This is a genomic window from Nonomuraea ferruginea, from assembly GCF_039540635.1.
In the GTDB taxonomy this organism is placed as follows: Bacteria; Actinomycetota; Actinomycetes; order Streptosporangiales; family Streptosporangiaceae; genus Nonomuraea; species Nonomuraea ferruginea.
This window is the reverse complement of sequence record NZ_BAABFD010000005.1, coordinates 275,381-298,407: the sequence shown is the minus strand read 5'-3', so window position 1 is coordinate 298,407 and position 23,027 is coordinate 275,381. Positions and strand designations below refer to the sequence as shown.

26 protein-coding genes are annotated in these 23,027 nt (G+C 71.0%); 20 read left to right on the top strand and 6 right to left on the bottom strand.

Going from position 1 to position 23,027, the window contains the following annotated elements; all coding sequences use genetic code 11:
- Nucleotides 1–205 precede the first annotated feature (205 nt).
- The 6 genes from ABD999_RS12350 (at nucleotide 206) to ABD999_RS12325 (ending at nucleotide 6,751) form a co-directional block, all read left to right on the top strand.
- Complete coding sequence (locus ABD999_RS12350; protein ID WP_271277072.1) at nucleotides 206–1,555, top strand: FAD/NAD(P)-binding protein; 1,350 nt, start codon at nucleotides 206–208, stop codon at nucleotides 1,553–1,555.
- Nucleotides 1,556–2,099: 544 nt separating this feature from the next.
- Nucleotides 2,100–2,945, top strand: a complete 846-nt coding sequence (locus ABD999_RS12345) for an ABC transporter permease (protein WP_271277071.1) — start codon at nucleotides 2,100–2,102, stop codon at nucleotides 2,943–2,945.
- Complete coding sequence (locus ABD999_RS12340) at nucleotides 2,942–3,748, top strand: ABC transporter ATP-binding protein (protein WP_271277070.1); 807 nt, start codon at nucleotides 2,942–2,944, stop codon at nucleotides 3,746–3,748. Before ABD999_RS12345 ends, ABD999_RS12340 begins: the two co-directional genes overlap by 4 nt.
- On the top strand, nucleotides 3,745–5,382 hold the full coding sequence (locus ABD999_RS12335) for an FAD-dependent oxidoreductase (RefSeq protein ID WP_271277069.1): 1,638 nt from the start codon (nucleotides 3,745–3,747) through the stop codon (nucleotides 5,380–5,382). The genes ABD999_RS12340 and ABD999_RS12335 overlap by 4 nt, the downstream gene beginning before the upstream one ends.
- Complete coding sequence (locus ABD999_RS12330) at nucleotides 5,379–5,762, top strand: 4Fe-4S dicluster domain-containing protein (RefSeq protein ID WP_271277068.1); 384 nt, start codon at nucleotides 5,379–5,381, stop codon at nucleotides 5,760–5,762. The genes ABD999_RS12335 and ABD999_RS12330 overlap by 4 nt, the downstream gene beginning before the upstream one ends.
- Nucleotides 5,759–6,751 (top strand): ABC transporter substrate-binding protein, encoded by a 993-nt coding sequence (locus tag ABD999_RS12325; RefSeq protein ID WP_271277067.1) that lies wholly within the window; start codon nucleotides 5,759–5,761, stop codon nucleotides 6,749–6,751. The genes ABD999_RS12330 and ABD999_RS12325 overlap by 4 nt, the downstream gene beginning before the upstream one ends.
- Here the strand turns inward: ABD999_RS12325 and ABD999_RS12320 are convergent.
- Nucleotides 6,699–7,487 carry a hypothetical protein gene (locus tag ABD999_RS12320; protein ID WP_271277066.1) on the bottom strand — a complete coding sequence of 263 codons (789 nt, stop codon included), beginning with the start codon at nucleotides 7,485–7,487 and terminating at the stop codon, nucleotides 6,699–6,701. The genes ABD999_RS12325 and ABD999_RS12320 overlap by 53 nt on opposite strands.
- 736 nt (nucleotides 7,488–8,223) lie before the next feature.
- On the opposite strand from ABD999_RS12320, the gene ABD999_RS12315 reads away from it, so the two are divergent.
- Complete coding sequence (locus ABD999_RS12315) at nucleotides 8,224–8,532, top strand: hypothetical protein (protein ID WP_271277065.1); 309 nt, start codon at nucleotides 8,224–8,226, stop codon at nucleotides 8,530–8,532.
- 332 nt (nucleotides 8,533–8,864) lie between these two features.
- Here ABD999_RS12315 and ABD999_RS12310 read toward each other — a convergent pair whose 3' ends face one another.
- Entirely contained in the window at nucleotides 8,865–9,788 is a 924-nt protein-coding gene (locus ABD999_RS12310; RefSeq protein WP_271277064.1) for an NmrA family NAD(P)-binding protein, read from the bottom strand.
- Between the two features lie 95 nt (nucleotides 9,789–9,883).
- On the opposite strand from ABD999_RS12310, the gene ABD999_RS12305 reads away from it, so the two are divergent.
- Nucleotides 9,884–10,450, top strand: a complete 567-nt coding sequence (locus ABD999_RS12305) for a TetR/AcrR family transcriptional regulator (RefSeq protein ID WP_148030807.1) — start codon at nucleotides 9,884–9,886, stop codon at nucleotides 10,448–10,450.
- 179 nt (nucleotides 10,451–10,629) lie between these two features.
- On the top strand, nucleotides 10,630–10,962 hold the full coding sequence (locus ABD999_RS12300) for a hypothetical protein (RefSeq protein ID WP_271277063.1): 333 nt from the start codon (nucleotides 10,630–10,632) through the stop codon (nucleotides 10,960–10,962).
- Nucleotides 10,963–11,420: 458 nt separating this feature from the next.
- Here the strand turns inward: ABD999_RS12300 and ABD999_RS12295 are convergent, their stop codons facing one another.
- Nucleotides 11,421–11,750 (bottom strand): hypothetical protein, encoded by a 330-nt coding sequence (locus ABD999_RS12295; protein WP_271277078.1) that lies wholly within the window; start codon nucleotides 11,748–11,750, stop codon nucleotides 11,421–11,423.
- A gap of 35 nt (nucleotides 11,751–11,785) precedes the next feature.
- On the opposite strand from ABD999_RS12295, the gene ABD999_RS12290 reads away from it, so the two are divergent.
- The 5 genes from ABD999_RS12290 (at nucleotide 11,786) to ABD999_RS12270 (ending at nucleotide 16,814) form a co-directional block, all read left to right on the top strand.
- Nucleotides 11,786–12,550 (top strand): Rossmann-fold NAD(P)-binding domain-containing protein, encoded by a 765-nt coding sequence (locus ABD999_RS12290; protein WP_271277062.1) that lies wholly within the window; start codon nucleotides 11,786–11,788, stop codon nucleotides 12,548–12,550.
- Between the two features lie 135 nt (nucleotides 12,551–12,685).
- Entirely contained in the window at nucleotides 12,686–13,915 is a 1,230-nt protein-coding gene (locus ABD999_RS12285; protein ID WP_271277061.1) for a serine hydrolase domain-containing protein, read from the top strand.
- 17 nt (nucleotides 13,916–13,932) lie between these two features.
- A complete protein-coding gene (locus ABD999_RS12280; RefSeq protein WP_271277060.1) occupies nucleotides 13,933–14,745 on the top strand; it encodes an SDR family NAD(P)-dependent oxidoreductase in 813 nt (270 codons plus the stop codon).
- Nucleotides 14,746–14,804: 59 nt separating this feature from the next.
- Nucleotides 14,805–16,394, top strand: coding sequence for an FAD-dependent monooxygenase (locus ABD999_RS12275; protein WP_271277059.1), 1,590 nt, complete (start codon nucleotides 14,805–14,807; stop codon nucleotides 16,392–16,394).
- 18 nt (nucleotides 16,395–16,412) lie between these two features.
- On the top strand, nucleotides 16,413–16,814 hold the full coding sequence (locus ABD999_RS12270) for a VOC family protein (protein ID WP_148030814.1): 402 nt from the start codon (nucleotides 16,413–16,415) through the stop codon (nucleotides 16,812–16,814).
- Nucleotides 16,815–17,081: 267 nt separating this feature from the next.
- Here the strand turns inward: ABD999_RS12270 and ABD999_RS12265 are convergent, their stop codons facing one another.
- On the bottom strand, nucleotides 17,082–17,291 hold the full coding sequence (locus tag ABD999_RS12265) for a hypothetical protein (protein ID WP_271277058.1): 210 nt from the start codon (nucleotides 17,289–17,291) through the stop codon (nucleotides 17,082–17,084).
- A 199-nt stretch (nucleotides 17,292–17,490) separates the two neighbouring features.
- On the opposite strand from ABD999_RS12265, the gene ABD999_RS12260 reads away from it, so the two are divergent.
- Nucleotides 17,491–18,162 carry a TetR/AcrR family transcriptional regulator gene (locus ABD999_RS12260; protein ID WP_271277057.1) on the top strand — a complete coding sequence of 224 codons (672 nt, stop codon included), beginning with the start codon at nucleotides 17,491–17,493 and terminating at the stop codon, nucleotides 18,160–18,162.
- A gap of 13 nt (nucleotides 18,163–18,175) precedes the next feature.
- Nucleotides 18,176–18,622 (top strand): hypothetical protein, encoded by a 447-nt coding sequence (locus ABD999_RS12255; protein ID WP_148030817.1) that lies wholly within the window; start codon nucleotides 18,176–18,178, stop codon nucleotides 18,620–18,622.
- A gap of 57 nt (nucleotides 18,623–18,679) precedes the next feature.
- Here the strand turns inward: ABD999_RS12255 and ABD999_RS12250 are convergent, their stop codons facing one another.
- Nucleotides 18,680–19,345 carry a DUF998 domain-containing protein gene (locus ABD999_RS12250; protein ID WP_271277056.1) on the bottom strand — a complete coding sequence of 222 codons (666 nt, stop codon included), beginning with the start codon at nucleotides 19,343–19,345 and terminating at the stop codon, nucleotides 18,680–18,682.
- A 143-nt stretch (nucleotides 19,346–19,488) separates the two neighbouring features.
- Between ABD999_RS12250 and ABD999_RS12245 the strand changes: the two genes are divergently transcribed.
- From ABD999_RS12245 to ABD999_RS12235, 3 genes are all read left to right on the top strand, one after another.
- Nucleotides 19,489–19,986, top strand: coding sequence for a GbsR/MarR family transcriptional regulator (locus ABD999_RS12245; protein ID WP_219551633.1), 498 nt, complete (start codon nucleotides 19,489–19,491; stop codon nucleotides 19,984–19,986).
- Nucleotides 19,983–20,879 carry an SAM-dependent methyltransferase gene (locus ABD999_RS12240; protein WP_271277055.1) on the top strand — a complete coding sequence of 299 codons (897 nt, stop codon included), beginning with the start codon at nucleotides 19,983–19,985 and terminating at the stop codon, nucleotides 20,877–20,879. Before ABD999_RS12245 ends, ABD999_RS12240 begins: the two co-directional genes overlap by 4 nt.
- A gap of 76 nt (nucleotides 20,880–20,955) precedes the next feature.
- Nucleotides 20,956–21,297 carry a hypothetical protein gene (locus ABD999_RS12235; RefSeq protein WP_271277054.1) on the top strand — a complete coding sequence of 114 codons (342 nt, stop codon included), beginning with the start codon at nucleotides 20,956–20,958 and terminating at the stop codon, nucleotides 21,295–21,297.
- 123 nt (nucleotides 21,298–21,420) lie between these two features.
- Here the strand turns inward: ABD999_RS12235 and ABD999_RS12230 are convergent, their stop codons facing one another.
- The gene (locus tag ABD999_RS12230; RefSeq protein ID WP_271277053.1) at nucleotides 21,421–22,032 is read right to left on the bottom strand and encodes a methyltransferase domain-containing protein; all 612 of its coding nucleotides are present in this window, start codon (nucleotides 22,030–22,032) and stop codon (nucleotides 21,421–21,423) included.
- A 334-nt stretch (nucleotides 22,033–22,366) separates the two neighbouring features.
- Here ABD999_RS12230 and ABD999_RS12225 point away from each other — a divergent pair, with 334 nt between their 5' ends.
- Nucleotides 22,367–23,026, top strand: a complete 660-nt coding sequence (locus tag ABD999_RS12225; protein ID WP_148030822.1) for a glycosyltransferase family 2 protein — start codon at nucleotides 22,367–22,369, stop codon at nucleotides 23,024–23,026.
- Nucleotide 23,027: the final 1 nt, after the last annotated feature.

Here is a 23,027-nt window from a genome sequence, read left to right as displayed (position 1 = left end):
ACCATCGGCATCCAGGGCCTCGACGCCCAAGAACGCATCAACCAGCTCCGCAATGCGCTTCCAAGCTCATCACCAAACATGGCTGGACTACCAGGGACGAGCCCCGCTGACCAGCGCCTCATTGGTTAGCGGAATGTCCGGCCGGATACGACAGGACCCCGTTCTGATACCTGAATCCTATATGCCCCACTGGTATAGTGGGTTTATGGTACCTTCGGTCATCATCGTCGGGGGCGGCGCGAGCGGCGCCCTGACCGCGATCCACCTGCTAAGACTCGCCCGCGCCACCGGCACCCCGGTGGCGGTCACGCTGATCGACCAAGGCGGCCGGCACGCGCTCGGCCAGGCCTATTCCACCACCGACCCGCACCACCTGCTCAACACCCGCGTCGAGCGGATGAGCGCCCTCGACGACGAACCGGATCACCTGCTGGCCTGGGCGCGCACCACGGGCGTGCACGCCTACGACTACCTGCCACGCGCGATCTACGGCCGCTACCTGCGCGAGGTGCTGGCCGTCGCCGAAGATCTACCCGCGCGCCCGCTTCACCGCGTCACCGCCGCGGCCGTCGCTCTGGACGCCGACCACGCGGTACTGCTGGCCGACGGCCGCCGCATGGCCGCCGACGCGGTCGTTCTGGCCCTCGGCAACGGCAGCCCCGCCCCGCTGCCGGGCGTGGCCGCGCACCCCCGTCACATCGCCGACCCATGGGCGCCGGGCGCCCTGACCGGCATCGACGACGGCGCACCCGTGCTGGTCCTCGGCACCGGCCTGACGATGGTGGACGTGGCCCTCACCGTGACCCGGGCGCACCCGGACACCGTGGTGTACGCGCTGTCCCGGCGTGCCCTCCTCCCTCGCCCGCACCTGGTACGCCCGGCCCTGCCCCTCCCGGTGACCATCCCCGACGGCCCGCTGCGCGTCACGGACCTGCTGGCCGCCACCCGAAAGGCCGTACGGGCGAGCGGCGACTGGCAGGGCGTGCTGGAAGGGCTGCGACCGCACGTCCAGGAGTTGTGGCAGCGGCTCGGGCCGGACGAGCGGCGGCTGTTCCTGCGCAGGGTGGCCCGCTACTGGGAGATCCACCGGCACCGCATCCCGCCCCACTCGGCGACCGCCATCGACGACCTGCGCGCCGGCGGACGGCTGCGCCTGCTGCGCGGCAGCCTGCTCACCGCCGAGCCCGCCACGGACGGGCTGCGCATCCGCGCCGACCTGGACGGAGCCATGACCGGCCTCGACGTCGGCTGGCTGGTCAACGCCACCGGGCCGGGTACCGATGTCACCACCAGCCCTTTCCTCGCGAGCCTCATCGCCACCGGAGTCGCCCGGCAGGACTCGCTCCGGCTCGGGCTCGACGCCGATCCGGATGGCGCGGTGCTGGACGCGGGCGGACGCCGGAGTGACCGCCTGTTCGCCCTGGGTCCGCTGCTGCGCGGCACCTTGTACGAGACGACCGCGGTGCCGGAGATCCGCGCCCAGGCGGCGGCCCTCGCCCCGCGCCTCCTCCAGGCTGCCGTGTCACGCTCCGCTCAGGCACAACCTGTGGCGTAAGCCGATCAGGCGGAGGGTGGACGCGACGGGCACGTACGCGACACCCTGTGACGTGCTGTTGCGCCAGTTGGAATATCCCTGGCCAAGGGAGCGGCATTTCTCCCTCGGATGACCTTCCCTCGCCGAGGCGCTCATCGACAACGGCAGGTCCCGTCTCTCGGCTGGACCCGATGTTGCCGAGGTCACTCTAGTTTTCCTAATAACCTTCCTGGACAGTAGGAATTGTTGGGATTATCGTCAGAGGCATGAGCTGCCCCCTTTCCGCGGCCTCCTGTCACCTCACCCAGCCGCACGCGACCGCCTGTCGCTGACGGCCGTTCACCGGCGACCTCGGCCGAGGCGCCGGTGTGAACCCCGGGCGCGTGCCCGTGCACGCCCCTGAGCCCCCATGCCCGGGACATCGCCGTCCCGGGAGCCACGGCATGCAACCGATCCGCCCCCACATGCGTGACGAACGCCTGGGCGGCCCCCTTCCGCCGCTCCTCCGTCCATCCTGACGCGCATGCCCGGAATCGGGCACGTCCCTTCCCAAGGAGCCGTTTCGATGTCATCATCCGCCGTCCCCTCCGGCAGCGTGCCCGCGGACATGATCCGCGGGGCTCCGCCGACATTCGTCCCCCGGCTGCTGACAGCCGTCGCCACGCGGGGCCGCCGCCTGATCGGCCTGGCCGTCCTGCTGGTCGCCTGGCAGGTCGGCGCCTCCCGCGGGCTGCTCGGCACGGCCACCCCGCCGCCCACCCAGGTGCTGGAGGCCGGCGCCGAGCTGATCCGCTCCGGTGAGCTGCCGGTGCACCTGCTGGCATCCCTGGAGCGGGTGGCCAAGGGACTGTCGCTCGGGCTCACCGTCGGCCTGGTGCTCGGCCTCGCCGCCGGACTGTTCAGGATCGCCGAGGACATCATCGACGCGCCCCTTCAGGCTCTGCGGATGCTGCCGCACCTCGCCCTCGTCCCGGTCTTCATCATCTGGTTCGGCATCGGCGAGACCGCCAAGGTCGCCCTCATCACGATCGGGCCGATCTTCCCGCTGTACATCAACGTCTTCCACGGCATCCGCAGCGTGGACGAGCGGATCGTGGAGTCCGCCCGCTCGTGCGGGGTGCGCGGGCTCGCGCTGATCCGCAAGGTGATCCTGCCCGGCGCGCTGCCGCAGATCCTGGTCGGCCTGCGGCAGTCCCTCGGCATCGGCTGGCTCAGCCTAGTGGTCGCCGAGATGACGGCCACCACCTCCGGCATCGGCTTCCTCGTCACCGACGCCAAGGAATTCCTGCGCACCGACGTGGTCTTCGTTGTGCTCGTCGTGTACGCCCTGCTCGGTCTCACCACCGACCTGGCCGTACGGGCGATCGAACGCAGGGCCTTGGCCTGGCGACGAGGACTGGTGGCGCGATGAGCATCACCGATGTCTCGAAAGTCGACAGCGGCACGGACGCCGGGCGTGGGGTGCGGGTGCGCGGCCTGAGGCGCGGCTTCGCCGGGCGGGAGATCCTGTCTGGCGCCGACCTCGACCTTGCTCCCGGCGAGTTCGTCGCGCTGCTGGGCGCCAGCGGCTCGGGGAAGAGCACGCTGCTGCGCGCCGTCGCCGGGCTGGACACGCAGGCCACGGGCGAACTCGACGTGCCCGAGCGGCGGGCCGTCGTCTTCCAGGAACATCGCCTGCTGCCCTGGACGAACGTGTGGCGGAACGTCACGCTCGGCCTCTCCGGCCGAGGGCTGCGCGCGCGGGCCCTGCAGGCTCTGGACGAGGTCGGGCTGGCGGCCCGGGCGGACGCCTGGCCGGTCACCCTGTCCGGTGGCGAGTCGCAGCGGGTGGCCCTGGCCCGGGCCCTTGTCCGCACGCCCGACCTGCTCCTGCTCGATGAGCCGTTCGGCGCGCTCGACGCGCTCACCCGGATCAAGGTGCAGGCCCTGGTCGCCCGCCTGTGGAGCCGGCACCGGCCCGCGATCCTGCTGGTCACCCACGACGTGGACGAGGCGCTGCTACTCGCCGACCGGGCGCTGGTGCTCGCCGACGGGCGCATCGCCGAGGAGTTCGTCGTCGACATCCCGCGGCCCCGGCCGGTCGACCACCCGCGGTTCGCGGCCCTGCGCCGCCGCCTGCTCTCGGCCCTCGGCGTCGATCCCGACCTGGGCGGCCCCGACCCCGAATCCGACCCCGAATCCGGACAACTCGTGGCACAACAGGAGGCACGATGAGGGACACGCTCGAACTCACCACCGATGTCCTCGTGATCGGCGGCGGGCCCGCCGCCACGTGGGCCGCGTTGAAGGCCGCACAGGCGGGGGCGGACGTCGTCCTCGCCGACAAGGGCTACTGCGGCACCAGCGGCGCGGCCGCCTCCGCCGGAACCGGCATCTGGTACGTGCAGCCGGACCCGGACGCGCGGGAGAAGGCCATGGCCTCCCGCGAGGCCATGGGCGGCTACCTGGCCGACCGCCGCTGGATGACGCGGGTGCTCGACCAGACCTACGACGGCGTCGACGAGCTGGCCACCATCGGGCGCTACCCCTTCCCGGTGGTGGACGGACAGCCGCTGCGGCGGGGTGTCCAAGGGCCCGAGTACATGCGCCGGATGCGGATCATGGTGCGGCGGGCGGGGGTGCGCATCCTCGACCACAGCCCGGTGACCGAGCTGCTGACCGACGCCGCCGGGGCGGTCGCCGGCGCGGCCGGGCACCGCCTGCAGATGGACGAGCCGTACCGGGTGCGGGCCGCGTCCGTGGTGCTCGCCACCGGCGGATGCGCGTTCCTCAGCGGAACCCTGGGCTGCCACGTCAACACCGGCGACGGCCACCTCATGGCCGCCGAGCTCGGAGCCGAGCTGTCCGGCATGGAGTTCTCCAACGCCTACGCCATCGCCCCCGAGTCCACCTCGCTCACCAAGACCGCCTACTACTCCTACGCCAGCTTCTACCGCGAGGACGGCTCGGTGCTCGAAGGCGCGGGCAGCACCCGCGGCCGCTCGGTCATCGCCCGCACGCTGCTGCACGAGAAGGTGTACTGCGTGCTGGACCGGGCCGACGCCGAGGCGCGCGCCCGGATGCGGCTCGGCCAGCCCAACTTCTTCCTCACCTTCGACCGGATGGGCATCGACCCGTTCACCCAGCGCTTCCCCGTCACGATGCTGCTGGAAGGCACGGTGCGCGGCACCGGCGGCATCCACGTCGTCGCCGACGACTGCGCCACCTCCGTCCCCGGTCTGTACGTCGCCGGTGACGCGGCCACCCGCGAGCTGATCTGCGGCGGGTTCACCGGAGGCGGCAGCCACAACGCCGCCTGGGCGATCTCATCGGGCACCTGGGCGGGACAGGGAGCGGCCCGGCACGCCGCCGAGCTGGGCCCGGCCGCCAACCGGCGGTCCGTGACCGGTGCGGGCACGGCGGGGCTGCGGCCCACCGGCACGGCGGGCCCCCCGGGGGAGCACCGCGACGTGGTGGCCGCCGTGCAGGCCGAGGTCCTCCCGTACGACAAGAACCTCCTGCGGCACGCGGACCGGCTCACCCCCGCGCTCGCCGCGCTGCACGACCTCTGGCGCGGGGTGCGCGCCGGGCTGCACGGCACGGGGGCCGAGGCCGTACGCACCCGCCAGGCGGCGGCGATGACCGTGCACGCCCGGTGGATGTACACCGCGGCGCTGGCCCGCCCGGAGACGCGCGGCATGCACAAGCGCGAGGACTACCCTGCGCAGGACCCGGCGTGGCGGCACCGGCTGCTCATCGGCGGGCTCGACGAGATCCGGACTCGTCCGGACGAGGTCGCCCCGGTCGGCCCGGAGGAGTTCGCCGCGCTCGGACCGGCGGCGGGCGCGTACCTGCGGGCGGCGTCGTGATCGAGATCGTGTCCCGGGAGCGGTGCATCACCTGCGACCGCTGCGTCGAGGTCTGCCCGAGGAACGTGTTCGACACGGGCGAGGACGGCGTGCCGGTGATCGCCCGCCAGTCGGACTGCCAGACCTGCTTCATGTGCGAGGCCTACTGCCCGGCCGACGCCCTGTTCGTCGCACCCCTCTCGCATCCCGTGCGGCCGGACTCCCCGCTGCGCGACGAGGCCCACCTCGCCGCCACCGGACTGCTGGGCAGCTACCGCAGCCAGCTCGGCTGGGGAAGCGGCCGCACCCCCGGCGCCGCCGTGGCGGTCGGCCCCGAGTTGCCGGCCGCCCAGCCACCGATCGTCAATCGTACCGACATCACCGAAAGGACATCCAGATGAGGCTCCGCCGATCTCCCGCCGCGCTTGTGGCGGCTATCGCCGCCGTGGTGATCGCGCTGACCGGGTGCGGCGCGGACTCGCAGGCCGCCGCCGGCGAACCCGGCGAGAAGTTCACGCTGCGGATCGGCGTGATCGGCAGCGGCAACCGGCTCACCGGCCCGGTCGGCTATCTCCACGACAAGAGCGCGCTGGTGCCGCTGCTGGCCGACGCCGGTGTCGGCGGCGTCGAGGTGTTCTCGTTCCCCAACGGCCCCGACCTCAACCAGGCGCTCGTCGCCGGTGAGCTCGACCTCGCCACCTACGGCGACACGCCCGCGCTCGTCGCCAGGGGAGCGGGGCAGCCCACCCGGCTCATCGCCCAGGCCGCCGTCGGGCTCGACGCGGCGATCGTCACCAAGAAGGGAGGCCCCGGCTCCCTCCAGGAGCTGGCCGGCAGGAAGATCGCCACTCAGACCGGCTCCTACATGCACCGCTACCTGCTCGGCGCGCTCACCGACGCCAAGATCGAGCCGAAGGAGATCGTGCACATCTACGCCTCCGACATCGAGGCCGCGCTGGAGCGCGGCGACGTGGACGCCGCCGCCGTCCCGGCCGCCAATGTCGAGGCGCTGCGGTACAAGAGCTATCCGGTGATCGACACGCTGGCGGTCGACCATCCCCAGTACCGCGGCACCTCGGCCACCGTGGTGACGGAGACGTTCCTCGGCGAGCACGCCGGTTTCGTCAAGACCTGGCAGGCGGCCCAGGTCGAGGCCACCCGGCAGGCCAAGGCGAGCTGGGACGAGTACCTGTCGTTCGCCGTCGACGTTGGCGGCTTCGCGTCCGACATCGTACGGAAGACCACCCTGGAGGAGCAGCTCCCCGACACGCCGTTCACCGACGAGGGCCTCACCCTGCTGGAGGGCACCAAGCGATTCCTGGTGCAGCAGGGCTTCGTCAGGAAGGACTTCGCCGTCGACGACTGGATCGCCCCCGAAGCCCGCGGTTAGCTTCCGCTCTGGTACCGAACGGGACACCGGCCCACCGCCAGGTGTCGACGGCGAAGACGACCTCGGCCAGTGTGTCGGTCCTGCGGGCGGCGTCTATGCCCGCCTCGTCGACGTACGACGGAAGCGGGCGGCCGTCGATCGTGCCGGCGGTATAGCGGGCGCGACGACTGAACCTCTCGGGACGGCCGCCCCAGACGTGGGTCGCCCGCAGCACTTCAGCCTTGGCGTCCCGTACGTCGAGCTGTTCCAGCGTGCTGGGCGGACTCATCGCCGCGAACGTCAGCACCTGGAGCAGATGGCTCTGGATCATGTCGCGCAGGGCGCCCGTCTCGTCGTAGAAGCCGGCGCGGCCCTCGAGTCCGAGCGTCTCGTCGAACACGATGTCGACCGCTTCGACGTGTTCCGCGGTGAGCAGCGGTTCGATCACCCGGTTGGCGAAGCGGACGCCCAGGATGTTGAGCACCGTAGACATGCCGAGGAAGTGGTCGACGCGGTGCACGTGGCTTTCCGGTACGAGAGCGTGCAGAAGCTCGTTCAGCGCGGCGGCGCTGGCCGCGTCGGTGCCGAAGGGCTTCTCCAGCACCATGCGGGTGCCGTCCGGTACGCCGATCCGCGTCAGCGCCCGGCAGGACTCGACCGTGACCGCCGGCGGCAGTGCGAAGTAGAGCGTGAGGCGACCACGACGGCACGCCAGCAGACGGCGCAAGTCGCCGTCGTCGGTGACGTCCGCGGCCACGTAGCACGCGTTGCGGACGACGGCGTCGGCGGCGGTCCTCTCGCCTCGCCCGTCGAGAACGTCCCGGCGACGACCGCCCGCCACTCCTCGTCGTTCCCTTCGCCCTTGTCGCTGCCTACAAGGAGAGGTCGGCGAGCGAAGACGCGACAACCAAGCCGCCCAGGCCCGGCAGGAGCAGCCGTGCTGTCAGGTCGCCCCGCGCGCCGAGGACGACCAGCGTCTGGGTCCGCTCATCCGGCGGATCCTCGCACGGCCGCATACCAAACATGACGCCACCCCTGGCGGCATGGGTGGACTGCGGCGGCCATGGTGTTCATGCGCCGCCGCGGCGCGGTTTCGTCCCAGACGAACGACGGCACATCACCCGCCGGCAGGTCCGGCCCGCGGAGACCGCCCCGCGCATCGGACCGGACCACCCCCTCACTGTGGTGCGTAAGCGACCCGGTGACGTGCTCGACTCTCACCGTTCGAATCTCGTTCGGACGCGGGCACGGCCCGCTGCCGCCCCGGCACCGGATGGGCATGGCTGAGTGGCATGATGCGAAAGTGAGCGCGCCGCGGTTGCCCACACGGTGATGCATGGCTCGGCAGCCGGCTTCTCGTCCGTCGGCTGCCAAGCGGCTCCGGACGTGTGGCCGCCGCTCCTGGAGAGAGCGCCGGTATCACACCGGCGTGGCTGGTAGCGGCTTGATCCCTTTTCAACCGCGCCGCCCCGTACCTCCCTCCCACCTCGGCGGTGATCGCGCATCGCGGGCTCGAACCGCCGGTAGGCGATCTGACGGCCGTGATCGCCTTGCTGACCCATCAGTTCGGCGATCGCGATACCCGTCAGCGGGCTCCGGAACGCTCGCTGGAGCTCGCGACCGCGGCCGACGTCATCGCGTTCGCCGGCGTCGATGTCGCCGATGCGATCGGGGCCTTCCGCACGGGAGCGCTGGACCAGCGTGTCTCGCCCGGCACACCGCCGCCCGGCCGGTCTCTGGGCTGGTCCAGACGGCTCCGGGGCAGAACTCGCCGGAAGCCCACCCGGCGTGGAGCATCCTGACGACGAGTGCTGGATCGGGACGTCGCTGGCAGGGAACATGGCACCCCTCCATCCGACCTGACGAGCTGGCAGACGAGGGGACCCTGACCCGGATACCCGGTTTCGCCCTGTCACTAACGAACCCGTCACGAAGCACATACGGGGCCCCGGTCAGCCGGACTTATCTTGGTTGACGAGCGAAATGGCTGGTCAGATGCTTTCAGGCGTGTCAGGCACGTAAGGCAGGAGTCAGGCGTGGCGGGCCATCTTGACGCTGAGATCAGCAAGACGATGGCCGGGCAGGGATGAGGACCAGGGCCGGGTGACGCCAAGCAGCCGGCGGCCGTCTCTGGTCAAGCCGCGAGCCGCAGGTACTGCCGAGCCCATTCCTCGAAGCTGGTGAGCGAGAGACCGAGGTCCCTGGCGTACTGCGGGCGGGCCGGCTGGCCGGCTATGTTCATCCACTCGTGTGAGGCGCCCATCGCCGGCATTCCGACGGCTAGTGCCTGCTCCTCGGTCATGTCCGGCGCGGACAGGTGCGTGCCGAGCGCGCGGGAGAGAACCTCGGCGATCTCCGTCATCGACAGGTAGTCACTCGCCAGCTCCAGCTCGACCCCGTGGAACCGCTCCGGCTCGGCGATGGCTGCGGCGGCTGCCCTGCCGATATCGTCCACCGCGGCGAGGGAGAGCCGGGTGTCCGGCTTCACGACGCTCACCAGACCGCCTTCAACGCCCCGCGGGAACAGGAAAGCCATGGACGGCAGGAAGTTCTCCATGAAGAAGCCCGGCTTGAGGATCGTCCAGCGGGAGAAGCCGGCCGCGCGAACCCGGTCCTGGATCGTGCTCTTGGCTCCCAGGCTGGCGTCCAGGGAGCCCCACTGGCCTGCGATCCAGCCAGGAGCCTCGGTGTGCTGACCGGCGCCGCTGGTGGACGTGTGTACGAACTGCGGCACTCCCGCAGCTTGCGCGCCCTGGATGAGGTTGACGGCCTGGGCCACCTCTCCGTCGAAATCGAAACCTTCGGCAGCCAGGGCGGGCATCTGAACAGAGAAGACGGCGCGGACACCCGTGGCGGCCCGCACCACCGCATCGCGATCGTGGAGGTCACCGGTAACCAGATCGGCGCCCAGCGCCTCGACGGCCTTGGCTCGCTCGGTGTCGGGGTAACGCACCAGAGCGCGTACGGGAACGCCTGCAGCGAGCAGGGCGCGGGCGGTGGCGCCGCCCTGCCTGCCGGTGGCGCCGGTGACCAGGACAGGTGCGGAATCTGCAGGCATAGTGCTCCCCAGGGCCATAAACGGCGGGGGTCGCCGTTTTCTGTGCGATACGATATGGCGGGCCCCGCCATTTAGCAACTCTGGAGATGACGCCCATGCCCGACCGACAGCGCGCGGACGCCCGGCGCAACTACGCGCGCATCCTCGCCGTGGCCGAGGAGGAGGTCGCCGCGTACGGGGCCGGCGCCTCCCTGGAACAGATCGCGCGCATCGCGGGGGTCGGCTCGGCCACCGTGCGCCGCCACTTCCCGACCCGCCGGGCGCTGCTGGAGGCGGTCTCCCATCAACGCATCGAGGCCCTGGCCACCCGCGCCCGTGAGCTAACAGGCAAAGGTGACAGCCGTGACGCGCTCCTGGAATGGCTCAGTGACGTCGTGGCCTACTGCGTCGCGGCCCGAGGGCTGGCGGCAGCACTGGCCTACGACGGGGCCGAGCCCGACCCCGTACACGAGAACACCTGCTCGGCGAGGATGACAGAGGCGGGGAATCCCCTGCTGCAGCGCGCCGTGCAGGACGGGACGGTGGCGGAAGGCGTCACCGTCGCCGACCTGATCGCGCTGATCGTCGGCATCGTCCTCGCGACGGAGCACCACACTGACCCGGCGGCCCGTGCGGACCGGCTGTTCCGGCTGGCCGTGGCGGGCCTGAGCCCGCGGGGCTGAGAAGCCTGCTCGAAAAGACCGTCCCTCGTCCTGCCTGCTTGATACGGGCCGTCAGGCGGCGAAGCGGCGGCGGGCGAACTCGAGACGCCTCTGAACCGTCCCGTGAACGACCGTTTCCGGGACGGCCCGTTTCGGGGACGGGCACCGCGTCGGCGGACCCGGGCGAGGCGGCCGCTGCCGTGCTGGCGCTGGCCCTGGCGGCGGTGGTCAGGCGGGTTGTCGTCGCCATCGGGCTGACCGTCGCGCTGGTCGTCGTGCCCTACCTGCTGGCGACCTCGGGTCCGGCGCCCTGGCTGCTGATGGGCACCCCGGCCGCCGGGTTCGCGATCACGCAGAGCGTCCCCACGTTCGCGCATGTGGACGTGGACCTGTCGCCGATCAGCGGCTACCACCCGCTTCCGCCATGGGCGGGTCTGGCGGTGACTTGCGGATACGCCGTTCTCGCCCTCGGCGCGGCGGCGCACCGCCCCCCTCGGGAAGGCCGGAGGAGGCGTCCGGCCACGGCACCATGACACGAGGCTGGGTCGTCGATGATGCGCCCCTGTGCCTCCGCGCCCGGTTGGGCGTGTGGCACGCTCTCGCGTCCAAGGTCAGAGCGGCCTGTGCCGAGGAGGCCGCCCGTGCGGTGGTGTGTCCGCACGCCACCCGCCGAGCGTGCACCTGTCCTGCTGGGCACGGGTCGACGCGCTCGACATCGATAGGACAGCTCGGTCGGGTGCCTGCGCGAGGACGATCTCGCCCGGTCGTCGCCGCCGGGGACTTGTCGTCATAGCCAGCGCCGTCGTTTGTGGAACTCACGCTATCTGTCGGCGATCGAAGACCAGTTACGCGCCGAGGGCGTGCTGCTGTCGTGGATGAGGACGGCGTCTCAAGCGTGAACCGTTCGCATCGCCGACGCCCGCGGGCAAGGACCTCACCACGAATGTGTGCCGTCCTCCGGCTGTCACGCACGTGCGGAATTGCGAAGACGTTAGGAGGTTCGGAACAGCGCGACGGCTCGGGTACCGATTTTGAAGGACGCCTGGGGCCGCGGCCCGCGGTCCATGGGAACCTTGCGGCCCCGCACCGTCACCGCGATCACGCTGTCGTGCGGGAGCACGGCCGATAGAGCCTCGACCATGCCGCTGACCCCTGCCGCCGCGCTGGGACCGCGCCAATGGGTCTGTTCGCCGTAGGGGACGTCGGTCATCACGATGTCGGGTGCGTGCCGGCCGAGTGTCCGCTGGAGCTGGGCAGGGTCGAACACGTCGGCTTGGCGCAAGGCCGAAGCGCTGGACCTGCGGCTGGGTGATGCGGCGATGGCGGACGAGTACGCCGCGCTGCCCGTGGCGGTCCGTGCGGGCGACCTGGAGATCCTCAGGGACGACCTGGTGGCCGGCGCTGACGGGCTGTATTCGGGGGACCCGCTCGCTGGTCTTCGGGCCGCCCGAGCGCTTTGTCCGGCACCTGGGCCTCTGCACGGCGGTCTTCGGCCTGCCCGGCCATTGCGGCGCCGAAGACGGCGGCCGGGTCCACCGCGTACCGGGCACGGCGACCGCGGTGCTCGGCACCCGCGACGGCGCCCGAGCCCGGGCGGCGCTGCACGTCGCCTCCGGGCCGCTGGCCTACGACCGCGATGACGCCGGGCAGCACAAGCGCATCGTGGCCGGGCGGTTCGCCGACGAAGGCCGGCTGGTCCGGCGCCTGCTGGAGGAGATGCGGGGGGCGAAGGACCTCTTCTTCGAGGCGAACGCCCAGGTGGAGATGCACCGCTGGTTCCCGGGCCGGGTGGTGCTGCTCGGGGACGCCGGGTACCGTGCGGCGCCGGCGTCGGGTCGCGGCGGCTCCCAGGCGTTGATCGGCGCCTACATCCTGGCCGGCGAGCTGGCCGCCGGCGGCGGCCACGCGCGGGCGTTCGCCGCCTACGAGCGGGAGACGCGCGGCTTCGTCGCCGAGCACCGGCACCTGGGGCGCGAAGGCGCCGACCAGTTCTTCCTGGGCACGCCTCCGCAGGAAGGGCTCGATCGCACGACGGCGGCCCGCCCGCACCTGATGCGGCTCAAGGACTATGTTCCCGGCTTCGCCGCGGAGCGGCCTTCACCCGGCCGGGCCGCCCGCTGACCTGGCCCTGCCGTGTCAGCGGCGGCGTCAGGGCGGCGACGGCCCGATGTCAGGCCCATTCGCGAGGGTGAACGCACGAACGCCGGATCGGAACGGAACCGGCGGACCAATCATGACGACAAGGAGACAAGGATCATGGCAATCGGCGGAAACGGCTTCTCTGAGCAAGGGCTGCGCAGGCTGCGTGAGGTGCTGGCACGGCATGTCGACTCGGGGAAGATCCCCGGCCTGGTGGCCCTGGTCAGCCGCGGCGGCCAGACCCACGTGGAGACGCTGGGCACGATGCGGCACGACGGCGGCGCGCCGATGCGCCGCGACACGATCTTCCGGATGGCCTCCACCTCCAAGCCGGTCTCGATCGCGGCGGCGATGGTGCTGCTGGACGAGTGCCGGCTGCGGCTGGACGACGTGGTCGACCCGTGGCTGCCCGAGCTGTCCGGCCGGCAGGTGCTCAAGAGCATCGACGCCGAGCTGGACGCCATCGTGCCGGCCCGCCGCCCGATCACCGTCCGCGACGTGCTGACCTCCACCTTCGGCCTGGGCATGGACATGACCGCGCTGGGCACCCCGATCCTGAACGCCATCTTCGAGCGAGGGCTGACCCCGAACCTGCCGACCGAGGTTCCGGAGCAGGACGAGTGGATGCGCCGCCTGGGCGAGCTGCCCCTGATGCACCAGCCCGGCGAGCAGTGGCAGTACCAGATCAGCAGCGACCTGGTCGGCGTGCTGGTGTCCCGGGTGACCGGCCAGAGCTTCGAGGACTTCCTGCGCGAGCGCATCTTCGAGCCCCTGGGCATGAAGGACACCGGCTTCCACGTGCCCGCCGACCAGATCGACCGGCTGCCCACCCTGTACGCCCCCGACCCCGTCACGGGCGAGTTCCTCGCGTGGGACGAACCCGAGGGCGGCAGGTGGAGCAAGCCCCCGGCGTTCCAGGGCGGCGGTGGCGGCCTGGTCTCCACCGCCGACGACTACCACGCCTACTTCCGGATGCTGCTCAACGGTGGGGTTCACGAGGGCCGGCGGATCCTGTCGCGGCCGGCGGTGGAGCTGATGACCACCAACCGGCTCACCCCGGAGCAGAACGCCGCCCGTACCAAGCTGGCCCGCAACGCCGTGCACATCTCCTTCGGCCAGGGCCAGCAGGACGGCTGGGGCCTGGGCATGGCGGTGCGCACCTACCGCGGCGACTACGCCCCGATCGGCCAGTTCGGCTGGGACGGCGGCAGCGGCACCTCCGCCTACGCCGACCCGGCCAACCAGCTCACCGGCATCCTGCTCTGCCAGCTCGGCTACAGCGTGCCCGACCCCGCCCACCTGATGAGCGACTTCTGGACCACCCTCTACCAGGCTCTCGAAGACTGATGCAAGGAGTGAGTGTCATGCGTGTCTGGTTCATTACGGGCGCGTCCAGAGGGCTGGGCAGGGCGTTCGCGGAGGCCGCGCTGAGCAGGGGAGATCGCGTCGTGGCCGCGGCCCGCGACATGGCGCCGCTGGAGGGCCTGCGGGCCCGCCATCCCGACACCCTGGCGTGCGTTCCGCTCGACGTCTCCAACCGCGCCGCGGTGCGCGAGGGTGTGGATCGGGCGGTGGCCGCGTTCGGCAGGCTCGACATCGTGGTCGACAACGCCGGCGCGATGTTGTACGGCATGGTTGAAGAGGCCACGGAGACCCAGATCCGAGCCCACTTCGACGTCAACGTCCTCGGGCCGATCTGGGTCACCCAGGCCGTGCTGCCCCACCTGCGCGCCCAGGGCTCGGGCCACATCCTCCTGGTGACGACGATGGGCACGGGCGGCGGGATGGCCTCGGCCGGCCTGTACGCGGCCGGCAAACCGGCCATCGACTCCCTCGGCCAGGCGCTGGCCATGGAGGTCGAACCCTTCGGCGTCAAGGTCACCATCGTCCAGCCGGGCGGCTACGACACCGGCCTGTTCACGATCGGCACGACGGCCACCATGCCCGACCCGGCGTACGACCCGCTGCGGGCGAAGCTGACCGAGATGTGGGGCGACGAAGCGGGTTCCGGCCCGAGCACGGCCGCGCCGGTCGTCATGCGGCTCGTGGACCTGCCCGACCCGCCCCTGCGGCTGATCGTCGGCAGCCGGTCCTTCGATCTGGTTCAGCAGATGAACCAGGCCAGGGCCGAAGAGTACCGCGCCTGGGAACACCTCAGCCGCCTGGCACCCGGCTGACAGCTCCGTCCCGATTCGCGCGTTCCGACGCGACGAACGACACGATCGAAAGGTCATAGATGGTGAAGCACCACGATGCCGCCCGGCCCGCGGAAGAAGACCTGCGAGAAGAGCGGCCGGCGGGGGACGCCGACGTGATCGTCGTGGGAGCCGGTCCGACGGGTTTCATGCTGGCCGCCGAGTTGTGCCTGGCCGGAGTGCGGCCGCTGGTGCTGGAACGACAGCCGCGTCCCCGCGACACCCCCAAGGCCGGGGGCCTGGGCGGGCAGATCCTGGAGCTGCTCCGCTACCGGGGCTTGCTGGAACGCTTCGAAGCGGCCTGCACCGGCCCTGCGCCGGCTCCCCCGTTCCCGTTCGGCGGCGTGCACCTGGATTTCACCCAGCTGCCGGATCCCCCGATGCACGCCCTGCCGCTGCCGCAGCAACTGCTCGAGCGGCTGCTCGGCGAACGAGCAGGCGAACTCGGCGTCGACCTCCGCCGAGGACACGAGGTGACCGGGGTAAGCCAGGACGACGACGCGGTCACCGTGGACGTGCGCGGCCCGGACGGCCCTTACCGGACGAGCACGCGGTACCTCGTGGGGTGCGACGGCGCGCGCAGCCGCATCCGTGGCTGGGCCGGCATTCCGTTCCCCGGCACCACCTATCCCGAGGTCAACCGCCTGGCCCAGGTCACCCTGCCCCACACGGTCACCGTTCTGGGCAACGGCGATCTCGACATCCCCGGCTTCGGCACGATCCGCGCCGGTTTCACCCGCACGAACCATGGCCTGCTCGGCGTCGGCTCCTCACCCGGCACCCAGTCCGTTTCCCTCTACACCGTCGAGGACGAGACCACCGAATACGACGACGACGTCCCCATGACCCTGGCCGAATTGCAGGACAGCGTCCACCGCGTGCTCGGCGCACACCTGCCCCTGGCCGGATCGACCCGGTTGTCCCGGTTCACCTTCAAAGCCCACCAGGCCGAGCGATACCGTGCCGGTCGCATCCTGCTCGCCGGCGACGCGGCACACCTGTTCCCCGCCACCGGAGTGGCGCTCAACGCCGGCATGCTGGACGCGGTCAACCTGGCCTGGAAGCTGGCCGCCGACCTCCACGGCACGGCCCCGGCCGGCCTGCTGGACACCTACCACACCGAACGTCACCTGGCCGGCGCCCGCACCCTGCTCCATACCCGAGCGCAGGTAGCGCTGCGGCGCGGGCACGACGCGGCCGCCGAAGCACTCCGCGACGTCTTCACCGAACTGCTCACCGACGAGCAGCCGCTACGCCGGATGGGAGCCCTCGTCGCCGGAACCGACATCCGCTACCCGATGCCCGGCTCCCACCACCACCCGCTGACCGGCACCTTCGCCCCCGACCTCACCCTGCACACCGACCAGGGCGTCACCAGCGTCGCCGACCTCCTGCACACTGCCCGGCCCGTCCTCCTCGACCTGGCCGACCGCCCAGAGCTCCGCCAGATCGCCCGGGACTGTCGGCATCTCCTCGACGTCCACACCGCCAAGACCGACGATCGGCCGGCTGACGCGCTGCTGATCCGCCCGGACGGCCACGTCGCCTGGGCCGCCGGCCTCGACGAATCCACGGACAGCGCCATGCCCCCGCTGCGCGAGGCACTCTCCGCATGGTTCGGAACGCCGTGAAACAGAGGGAATTGAGACATGACCAGTAGATTCACCGAGCTGGCCGTCGACTGCCACGATCCGGAGAGACTCGCGGCCTTCTGGTGCGCGGTCCTGGACTTCAAGGTGATCGACCGGAACGAGGGCAAGGTCGAGATAGGCTCCTGGGAGCCGACCATCGAGGAAGTCCGGGCCCGTCAGATGCCGCCCACCCTGGTGTTCATTCAGGTGCCCGAGGGCAAGACCGTGAAGAACCGGCTCCACCTCGACATCAGCCCCATTGACGGCAGCACCGACGACGAGGTGACCAGACTGCTGGGCCTCGGCGCCACCAAGAGAGACGTGGGCCAAGGCCCAGACCGAAGCTGGGTGGTCATGGCCGACCCCGAGGGCAACGAGTTCTGCGTCCTGCGCACCCTGGCGGTGACGCGCCACGGTTAGCGTCGCTGCTCCTGCCAGATGCCCGGGCCTCGTGATCATGTCTCTTCGACACAGCCGGCGGCGATGTCGTCGGGTGGAGTGGTTTACAGGCTCCGGGGCCTGGCGTGCGCTCGGCAGGGTCCCAGGTGGTGTCGTGGCCCAGGCTGATCAACGACACCAGCAGGTCCAGGCAGTACATGAAGGGATCCAGGCCGCTACTCGTCGGCCTGCACCGGGCACACGCCCGCACGTCGCGCAGGAGAAGAGGCTGTGCCAGCCAGTAGCAGGCTAGTGATCCAGGTCCCGGGCGATCTTGGCGGTGACCTCCGCCGAACGCACCCCGCGCACGGCCAGATCGAGGCAGCGCTCGATCCACTCACCGAGGCTGTCGTCGGCCCCGGCGAGGGCGTCGGGCAGGTCGACGACCTTTCGTGAAGTGATTTTGCGGCGATCCTGCCCTTGGGCCGGAACGGCCGAGCTGGGCTTCTGCGAAGGCACCAGGCCGGGTTACCTCACGGAAGAGAGGGCTCCCGAAGAGAAACGGCATGTGCGCCCGTGACTGTTGTCCGGTGGGCCAAGACGCGGACGGGTCCTTCATGATATTAATAAACCGGCAGCCGGTTTGTTAATGGAGTGGGAGGACCGAGTGGCGCGAACAGTTGATCAGGCTGCGCATGCCGGACGGCGGACGCAGTTCTTGGACGCGGCAGAGATCCTGCTGCGCACCAAGGGCTACGAACGGATGAGCGTGCAGGACGTGTGGTCCCAGGTGGGCGCCTCCAAGGGCGCCTTCTACCACTACTTCGACTCCAAGCAGGCGCTCGTCGAAGCGGTGATGGAACGCATGGCCGACCAGATCGCCGCCGCCTTGGCGCCACGGGCCACCGACCCGGACGCACCGGCGCTGCAGAAGCTGCAGAGCTTCCTCATCGGGCTGGGCCGCTGGAAGGACCAGCGGCGCGACCTGCTCGTCGCGCTGCTACGCGTCTGGCAGTCCGACGACAACGCCGTCGTCCGGCAAAAGCTGCGCCCGACCATCGCCGACCGCATCGCGCCGCTGCTGGCCGGCATCCTTGAGCAAGGCGCGCGAGAGAACACGCTCGCCGTCACGCATCCGGAGGCCACCGGCCGCGTCCTCGTCGCGCTGATCCAGGACCTCAACGACCGGCTGGCCGAGTTGGTCCTTTCCTTCGACGCCACCGGCCGGCCGGACCTGTCCGGCGCCCAGGATACGGTCGCTGCCCACACCCAGGCCCTGGAGCGGATCCTCGGCCTGGCCGAGGACTCCGTCGTGCTGGTCGAGCCCGCCGTGCTGAGCCCGTGGTTCACCGCCGCCCCCACCGGCGGCGACGACATCCCGACCTCATGAAAGGACACCGACCATGACCATCGCGCTGGGTATCGTGATCGCGCTGTTCTATCTGCAGGCATTGGCCAAGTTCGGCCTGTGGCTGTTGGTCCCCTATGACGTCCGGATCAAGCGGATCGCCGCCTACTACGCGCGCTCGCAGCGCCTCATCGGCATCTACGACACCCTCACGCTGCTGTGCGTCGTGGCCATCATCGCCCTGCAGTTCGCCGCCGGGTTGAGCGCGCTGAGCTTCGCGGCGGGGCTGGTTGCCGGCATGAACCTCATCCAGATCTTCATCCACCGCTTCAACGAGCCCCTGGCCGAGAACCGGCGCCCGCCCGCGCCGGCGGCGCCCAACATCACCATGTCGTACGCCATCCAGGCCAGGCCCGCCCTCGGCTGGCGCGAGATCGTCATCATGGCAGGGTTGTCGCTGTGGGCGCTGTACGTCGTCGTCACCGAGATCCTGGCCGGTTGAAGGTCGAGTATCGACACCTAGATAGTGATCTTGGAACGGGCACCTTCGGGAAGCTGATCATCTGGAAGTGGCGTCAGGGATGGGCATGCGCAGCAGGTGGGTGGCGACGGCGATGATCCAGCAGAAGCCGGTCAGCAGGGACAGGTGTTCGAGCAGGCCGGCGGGGGCGGGCTGCCATCGGCCGAGGGTGTCGAGCCGGTAGGCGATGCCGGCGGCGAACGCGAAGGCGATGATCAGGAGACCGGACAGGCGCGAGTAGCGCGCCCAGCCGCGGCTGTGCTCGCGCAGCCGTCGGGCCAGGACAAAGGCGGCGGCGCTGAGCCCGGCGAACAGCGCGAAGCCGGCCGCCTGGTGGATGAGGCCGCTCGTGGTGACGCCGGTGGGCTGCCCGGGCGGATAACCGAGCGCGGGGTCGGTCGGCACCAGCCCGGCCACCACCAGGCCGACCGCGGCGGTGGCGAGCAGGGTCGGCCCCCAGATGGCGCCGCGACCGGCGCGCAGCACTTGGCGCAGCCCGAGTGCGAAGGCCGCCAGAAGCAGCCCGCCGAGGGTGAAGTTGATCGTCTGCAGCCAGGCGCGCTCGCCGGTGCCGAGCTGGCTGGCGCCGTGGTGCCACAGGCTGTAGCCCGGGCGGGTGGCGCCGTCGGCCCACAGCAGCGCCGGCATCAGCACACCGGCGACGACCCCGCTGCCGAGCAGCGCGTTGAGGGTGCGGGTGGTCATGCGGGAAGTCCTCCTGTTTCTCCGCGACGGCGTCGCGGGCCGACCAGACTTCCCGGCTCACCACAGCACCCCCAGTCGGGCGCATCCTTGATCAATGCAGGTATTTTAGCTCATACTGAAATAGCTGCAAGAGAGGAGGATGCATGACCAGCCGACGGGATCAGCAGGTGGAGTGGGCGGAACGGATCGCCATGTATCTCGCGCGTGACGGCGTGCCGCCGATCGCCGGCCGAGTGCTGGGCTGGCTGATGATCTGCGATCCGGCCGAGCAGTCAGCGGGGCAGATCAGCGAGGCCATCGGCGCCAGCCGCGCCTCCCTGACCTCCAACCTGCGGCTGCTGACCAGCATGGGATTCCTCGCCTGGCGAACCCGGCCGGGTGAGCGGACCGTCTACTACCGGATGGCCGAGGACGCCTGGTCGATCGTGGTGCAACGGCAGATCGCCTCGATCGCCGCGTTCTTGGACATCACCCGGGACGGACTGGCGCTGGCCGGCCAGGAGGAGGGCCCGGAGGAGCGGTCCGCCCGGGTGCGACAGGCGCACGCCATGTTCGAGTGGATGGCCAAGGTGTTCGACGACGCCCCGCCGCCACCCTCGCAACCGGACCGTTCAGAGGGCTTGCGGAGGGATGACGCATGACACGACGGCCCGCAGCGGCGCAGACGGCGCTCGGCCCCATGGTGATCGCCGCCGTCGAGCAGTACGAGCCGCCCGGCCGGCGGCTGATCGAGGACGGGCTGGCGGCCGGGCTCCTGCCGGTGGCCGCGCGCGCTGCCGTGCGGGCGTGCCGGTGGAAGGCCGTGCGCGCGTGGATGGCCGGCGCGTCCGACCGGCGCGCGCCGGGGGTGTGGGGCGGCGTGCTGTGCCGCAAGCGGTACGCCGATGACAAGGTCGCCGAAGCCTTCGGCGCCGGGATCGAGCAGTTGGTGGTGCTCGGGGCCGGGTTGGACACCCGGGCCTGCCGGCTGACGCCGCCGGGCGGGCGGGCCTATGAGCTGGACCTGCCGGTGAACGTGGCCGGCAAGCGGCAGGGGCTGCGGGCGCTGCCCGGCGGCGTGCCGGAACGGGTGCGGCTCATCGAGGTCGACTTCGAGACCGCCGAACTGGCCGACGTACTGACCACGGCGCTGGCCGTGCACGGCTTTGAGGCCGACCGGCCGGCGGTGTTCGTGTGGGAGGCGGTCACGCAGTACCTGAGCGACGAGGCCGTGCACGCCGCCTTGGCGTTTCTGTCCCGGGCGGCCCCGGGAAGCCGTCTGCTGTTCACCTACGTGCTGGCCGACTTCCTGCACAGCGGCGGCCACGGGGCGGCGGCGCTGCATGAGGAGTTCGTGACGAAGCGGCGGGTGTGGCGGTTCGGCCTGGCTCCGGACGAGGTGGGCGCTCTGCTGGGACGCTATGGCTGGATCGAGCGGGAGCAGGTCGGCAGCGCCGAATACCGGCACCGCTACCTGGCGCCGGCCGGGGAGCTGGCCGGGCGGGAGCTGACGGTGTCGGATCTCGAGCGCTTCGTCGAGGCCGTGAAGCCGTAGCCGCCGCCCCCAGCCGGTGGTCAGGAAGTCGCGGATTCGCGCGGCGACGCGCGGGTAGTCGGGGCCGAACCAGATCATGTGGCTGTCGGCTCGGCTGTCCACCAGTTCGGCGTTCGGCATCGCCGCGACCGAGCGGTCGTTGCGGGTGGCGATGACCAGGGCGGGCTGGCCGACCTGGGCGGCGCAGTCCGGTACGGGGAGCAGGTCGGCGACGAAGCCGCTCCCGGAGCGCATCACCGTGGACAAGCCGGCCAGGGTGGCCCGCTCGGTCGCGGACAGGCCCGCCAGGACCTGGCGGGCGGGCAGGACGGACAGGTCACGCAGCAGCAGGCGCAACCCCAGGGACGGCGCGAGCTGGATCAGCGTTCGTAAGACCGCCCCCGGACCGGTTCAGTCTCGGCCGGCCGCCCCTCGATGAGCGTCGCCGATGCGGGCCTGGCTCTCTTTCATGCGCTGGGCCGCCTTCTCCGCGCGCAGCAGGCTGGCGGTCACCTCGGGCACCCCGTCGTCGGCTGGGCGCGGGGCCGCGCGGCCGGGCGGGTCATGAGAGGGATGCGAACCATCGCCCCGCCGCGTTCCAGCGTTCGACGGTGGGGAACCCGGATCGCCCGGCAAGGGTGGCGATATCGTCGATCGAGACGGTCGCCCAGGTGAACCAGTCGCCCGTACGCCCGGCCTGGCGCAGCCGTACGGTCTGGACCTTGCTCTGTGACCTCGGTGGTGAGAGCTCGGCGATCACTGTGCCTCCTGGCCTGACCAGCTCGCGCATGCGCCGGAGGAGGGCTGCCGGGTCGCCGCCGATGCCGATGTTGCCGTCGGCCAGGAGCGCCTCGGCCCACCGCCCGGTTCCTGGAAGGGGCTCGAAGACGCACGTGCGCAGCGCCAGACCGCCGGCGCGGCGGGTCAGCTCCACGGCCAACGGCGCGATGTCGATGCCCATGGCGGGAATCCCCATCCGGGTGAGCGCAACGGTCAGTCTTCCGGGTCCCGAACCGACATCGAGCGTGGGGCCGCCGCATCGGGCCAGAATGTGCTCGTCGCCCTCGTTGTACCGGAGCCAGCGCTCGGCGGAGAGCGGTCGTATCAGGCCGTCGGAATATTCGATTTCTACGTCTCCGCCTTTGAGACAGTCTTCATAGAAAGCGCCGATCACGCGGCTTTTCCCCAGTGGAGGACGACGTTCGCACGGCTACCGATGATCACGCTGCAGACACTACCCCGACGGGTCGGAGCCGATCCTTACGAGGCTGTTACGGGCACGAGGCCACGACCGTCGGGCAAAAGTGCGTCCAACATGCCCTCGGTGGAAAGCCAAAATATGACAGATTAGGACACGTCGCATGTCCTGCCAGGGCACGGGGCCCAGCGGCCCAAACCACGAGGCCGACCATGAAACTGTTTTTCCGCGGACCCGAGCCGGTCATTTCTCGGAACGACGTCATCCTTTCGTAAGAAGAACGGCGCTGTCGCCGCGTTAGCGTCGGCCCATGGAGATCGACGTGGTTCTGCCCTGTCTGAATGAGGAGGCGGCCCTGCCCTGGGTGCTCGGGCGGATGCCGCCCGGCTTCCGCCCGATCGTGGTCGACAACGGTTCGACCGACGGATCCGCGAGAGTCGCGACGGAGTTCGGCGCGATGGTGGTGGCCGAGCCCCGGCCCGGATTCGGCGCCGCGTGCCACGCGGGGCTGACGGCCGCGACGGCGGACGTGGTGTGCTTCATGGACGCCGATGCGTCCCTCGATCCTGGACAGTTGCCGCGCGTCGCCGGCCCGGTCCGGGCGGGTGAGGCCGATCTTGTCCTCGGTCGCCGCGTCCTTGGACCGGGCGCCTCCTGGCCGGTGCACGCCCGGCTCGGCAACGCCGTGCTGGCTCGCGAGCTGCGCCGCCGTACCGGCGCAGACCTGCACGACCTGGGGCCGATGCGGGCGTGCGGACGTGCCGCCCTGTCGGCCCTGGAACTGGTGGACCGGCGGTTCGGCTACCCCCTGGAGATGGTGCTGCGCGCCGGTGCGGCCGGCTGGCGGATCGCCGAGGTCGAGGTGGACTATCTGGCCCGTACGGGGAGGTCGAAGGTGACCGGTACGGTGCGCGGCACGCTACGGACGATCGGTGACATGCGCCGGGTCATGGCAGACAGGGCGGTATGAC

Coding starts and splice junctions, on each gene's coding strand:
- ABD999_RS12350 (WP_271277072.1), top strand. CDS start 206: ATGGTACCTTCGGTCATCATCGTCGGGGGCGGCGCGAGCGGCGCCCTG.
- ABD999_RS12345 (WP_271277071.1), top strand. CDS start 2,100: ATGTCATCATCCGCCGTCCCCTCCGGCAGCGTGCCCGCGGACATGATC.
- ABD999_RS12340 (WP_271277070.1), top strand. CDS start 2,942: ATGAGCATCACCGATGTCTCGAAAGTCGACAGCGGCACGGACGCCGGG.
- ABD999_RS12335 (WP_271277069.1), top strand. CDS start 3,745: ATGAGGGACACGCTCGAACTCACCACCGATGTCCTCGTGATCGGCGGC.
- ABD999_RS12325 (WP_271277067.1), top strand. CDS start 5,759: ATGAGGCTCCGCCGATCTCCCGCCGCGCTTGTGGCGGCTATCGCCGCC.
- ABD999_RS12310 (WP_271277064.1), bottom strand. CDS start 9,788: ATGCCTGCAGATTCCGCACCTGTCCTGGTCACCGGCGCCACCGGCAGG.
- ABD999_RS12305 (WP_148030807.1), top strand. CDS start 9,884: ATGCCCGACCGACAGCGCGCGGACGCCCGGCGCAACTACGCGCGCATC.
- ABD999_RS12285 (WP_271277061.1), top strand. CDS start 12,686: ATGGCAATCGGCGGAAACGGCTTCTCTGAGCAAGGGCTGCGCAGGCTG.
- ABD999_RS12280 (WP_271277060.1), top strand. CDS start 13,933: ATGCGTGTCTGGTTCATTACGGGCGCGTCCAGAGGGCTGGGCAGGGCG.
- ABD999_RS12275 (WP_271277059.1), top strand. CDS start 14,805: ATGGTGAAGCACCACGATGCCGCCCGGCCCGCGGAAGAAGACCTGCGA.
- ABD999_RS12270 (WP_148030814.1), top strand. CDS start 16,413: ATGACCAGTAGATTCACCGAGCTGGCCGTCGACTGCCACGATCCGGAG.
- ABD999_RS12255 (WP_148030817.1), top strand. CDS start 18,176: ATGACCATCGCGCTGGGTATCGTGATCGCGCTGTTCTATCTGCAGGCA.
- ABD999_RS12250 (WP_271277056.1), bottom strand. CDS start 19,345: ATGACCACCCGCACCCTCAACGCGCTGCTCGGCAGCGGGGTCGTCGCC.
- ABD999_RS12245 (WP_219551633.1), top strand. CDS start 19,489: ATGACCAGCCGACGGGATCAGCAGGTGGAGTGGGCGGAACGGATCGCC.
- ABD999_RS12240 (WP_271277055.1), top strand. CDS start 19,983: ATGACACGACGGCCCGCAGCGGCGCAGACGGCGCTCGGCCCCATGGTG.
- ABD999_RS12235 (WP_271277054.1), top strand. CDS start 20,956: ATGTGGCTGTCGGCTCGGCTGTCCACCAGTTCGGCGTTCGGCATCGCC.
- ABD999_RS12225 (WP_148030822.1), top strand. CDS start 22,367: ATGGAGATCGACGTGGTTCTGCCCTGTCTGAATGAGGAGGCGGCCCTG.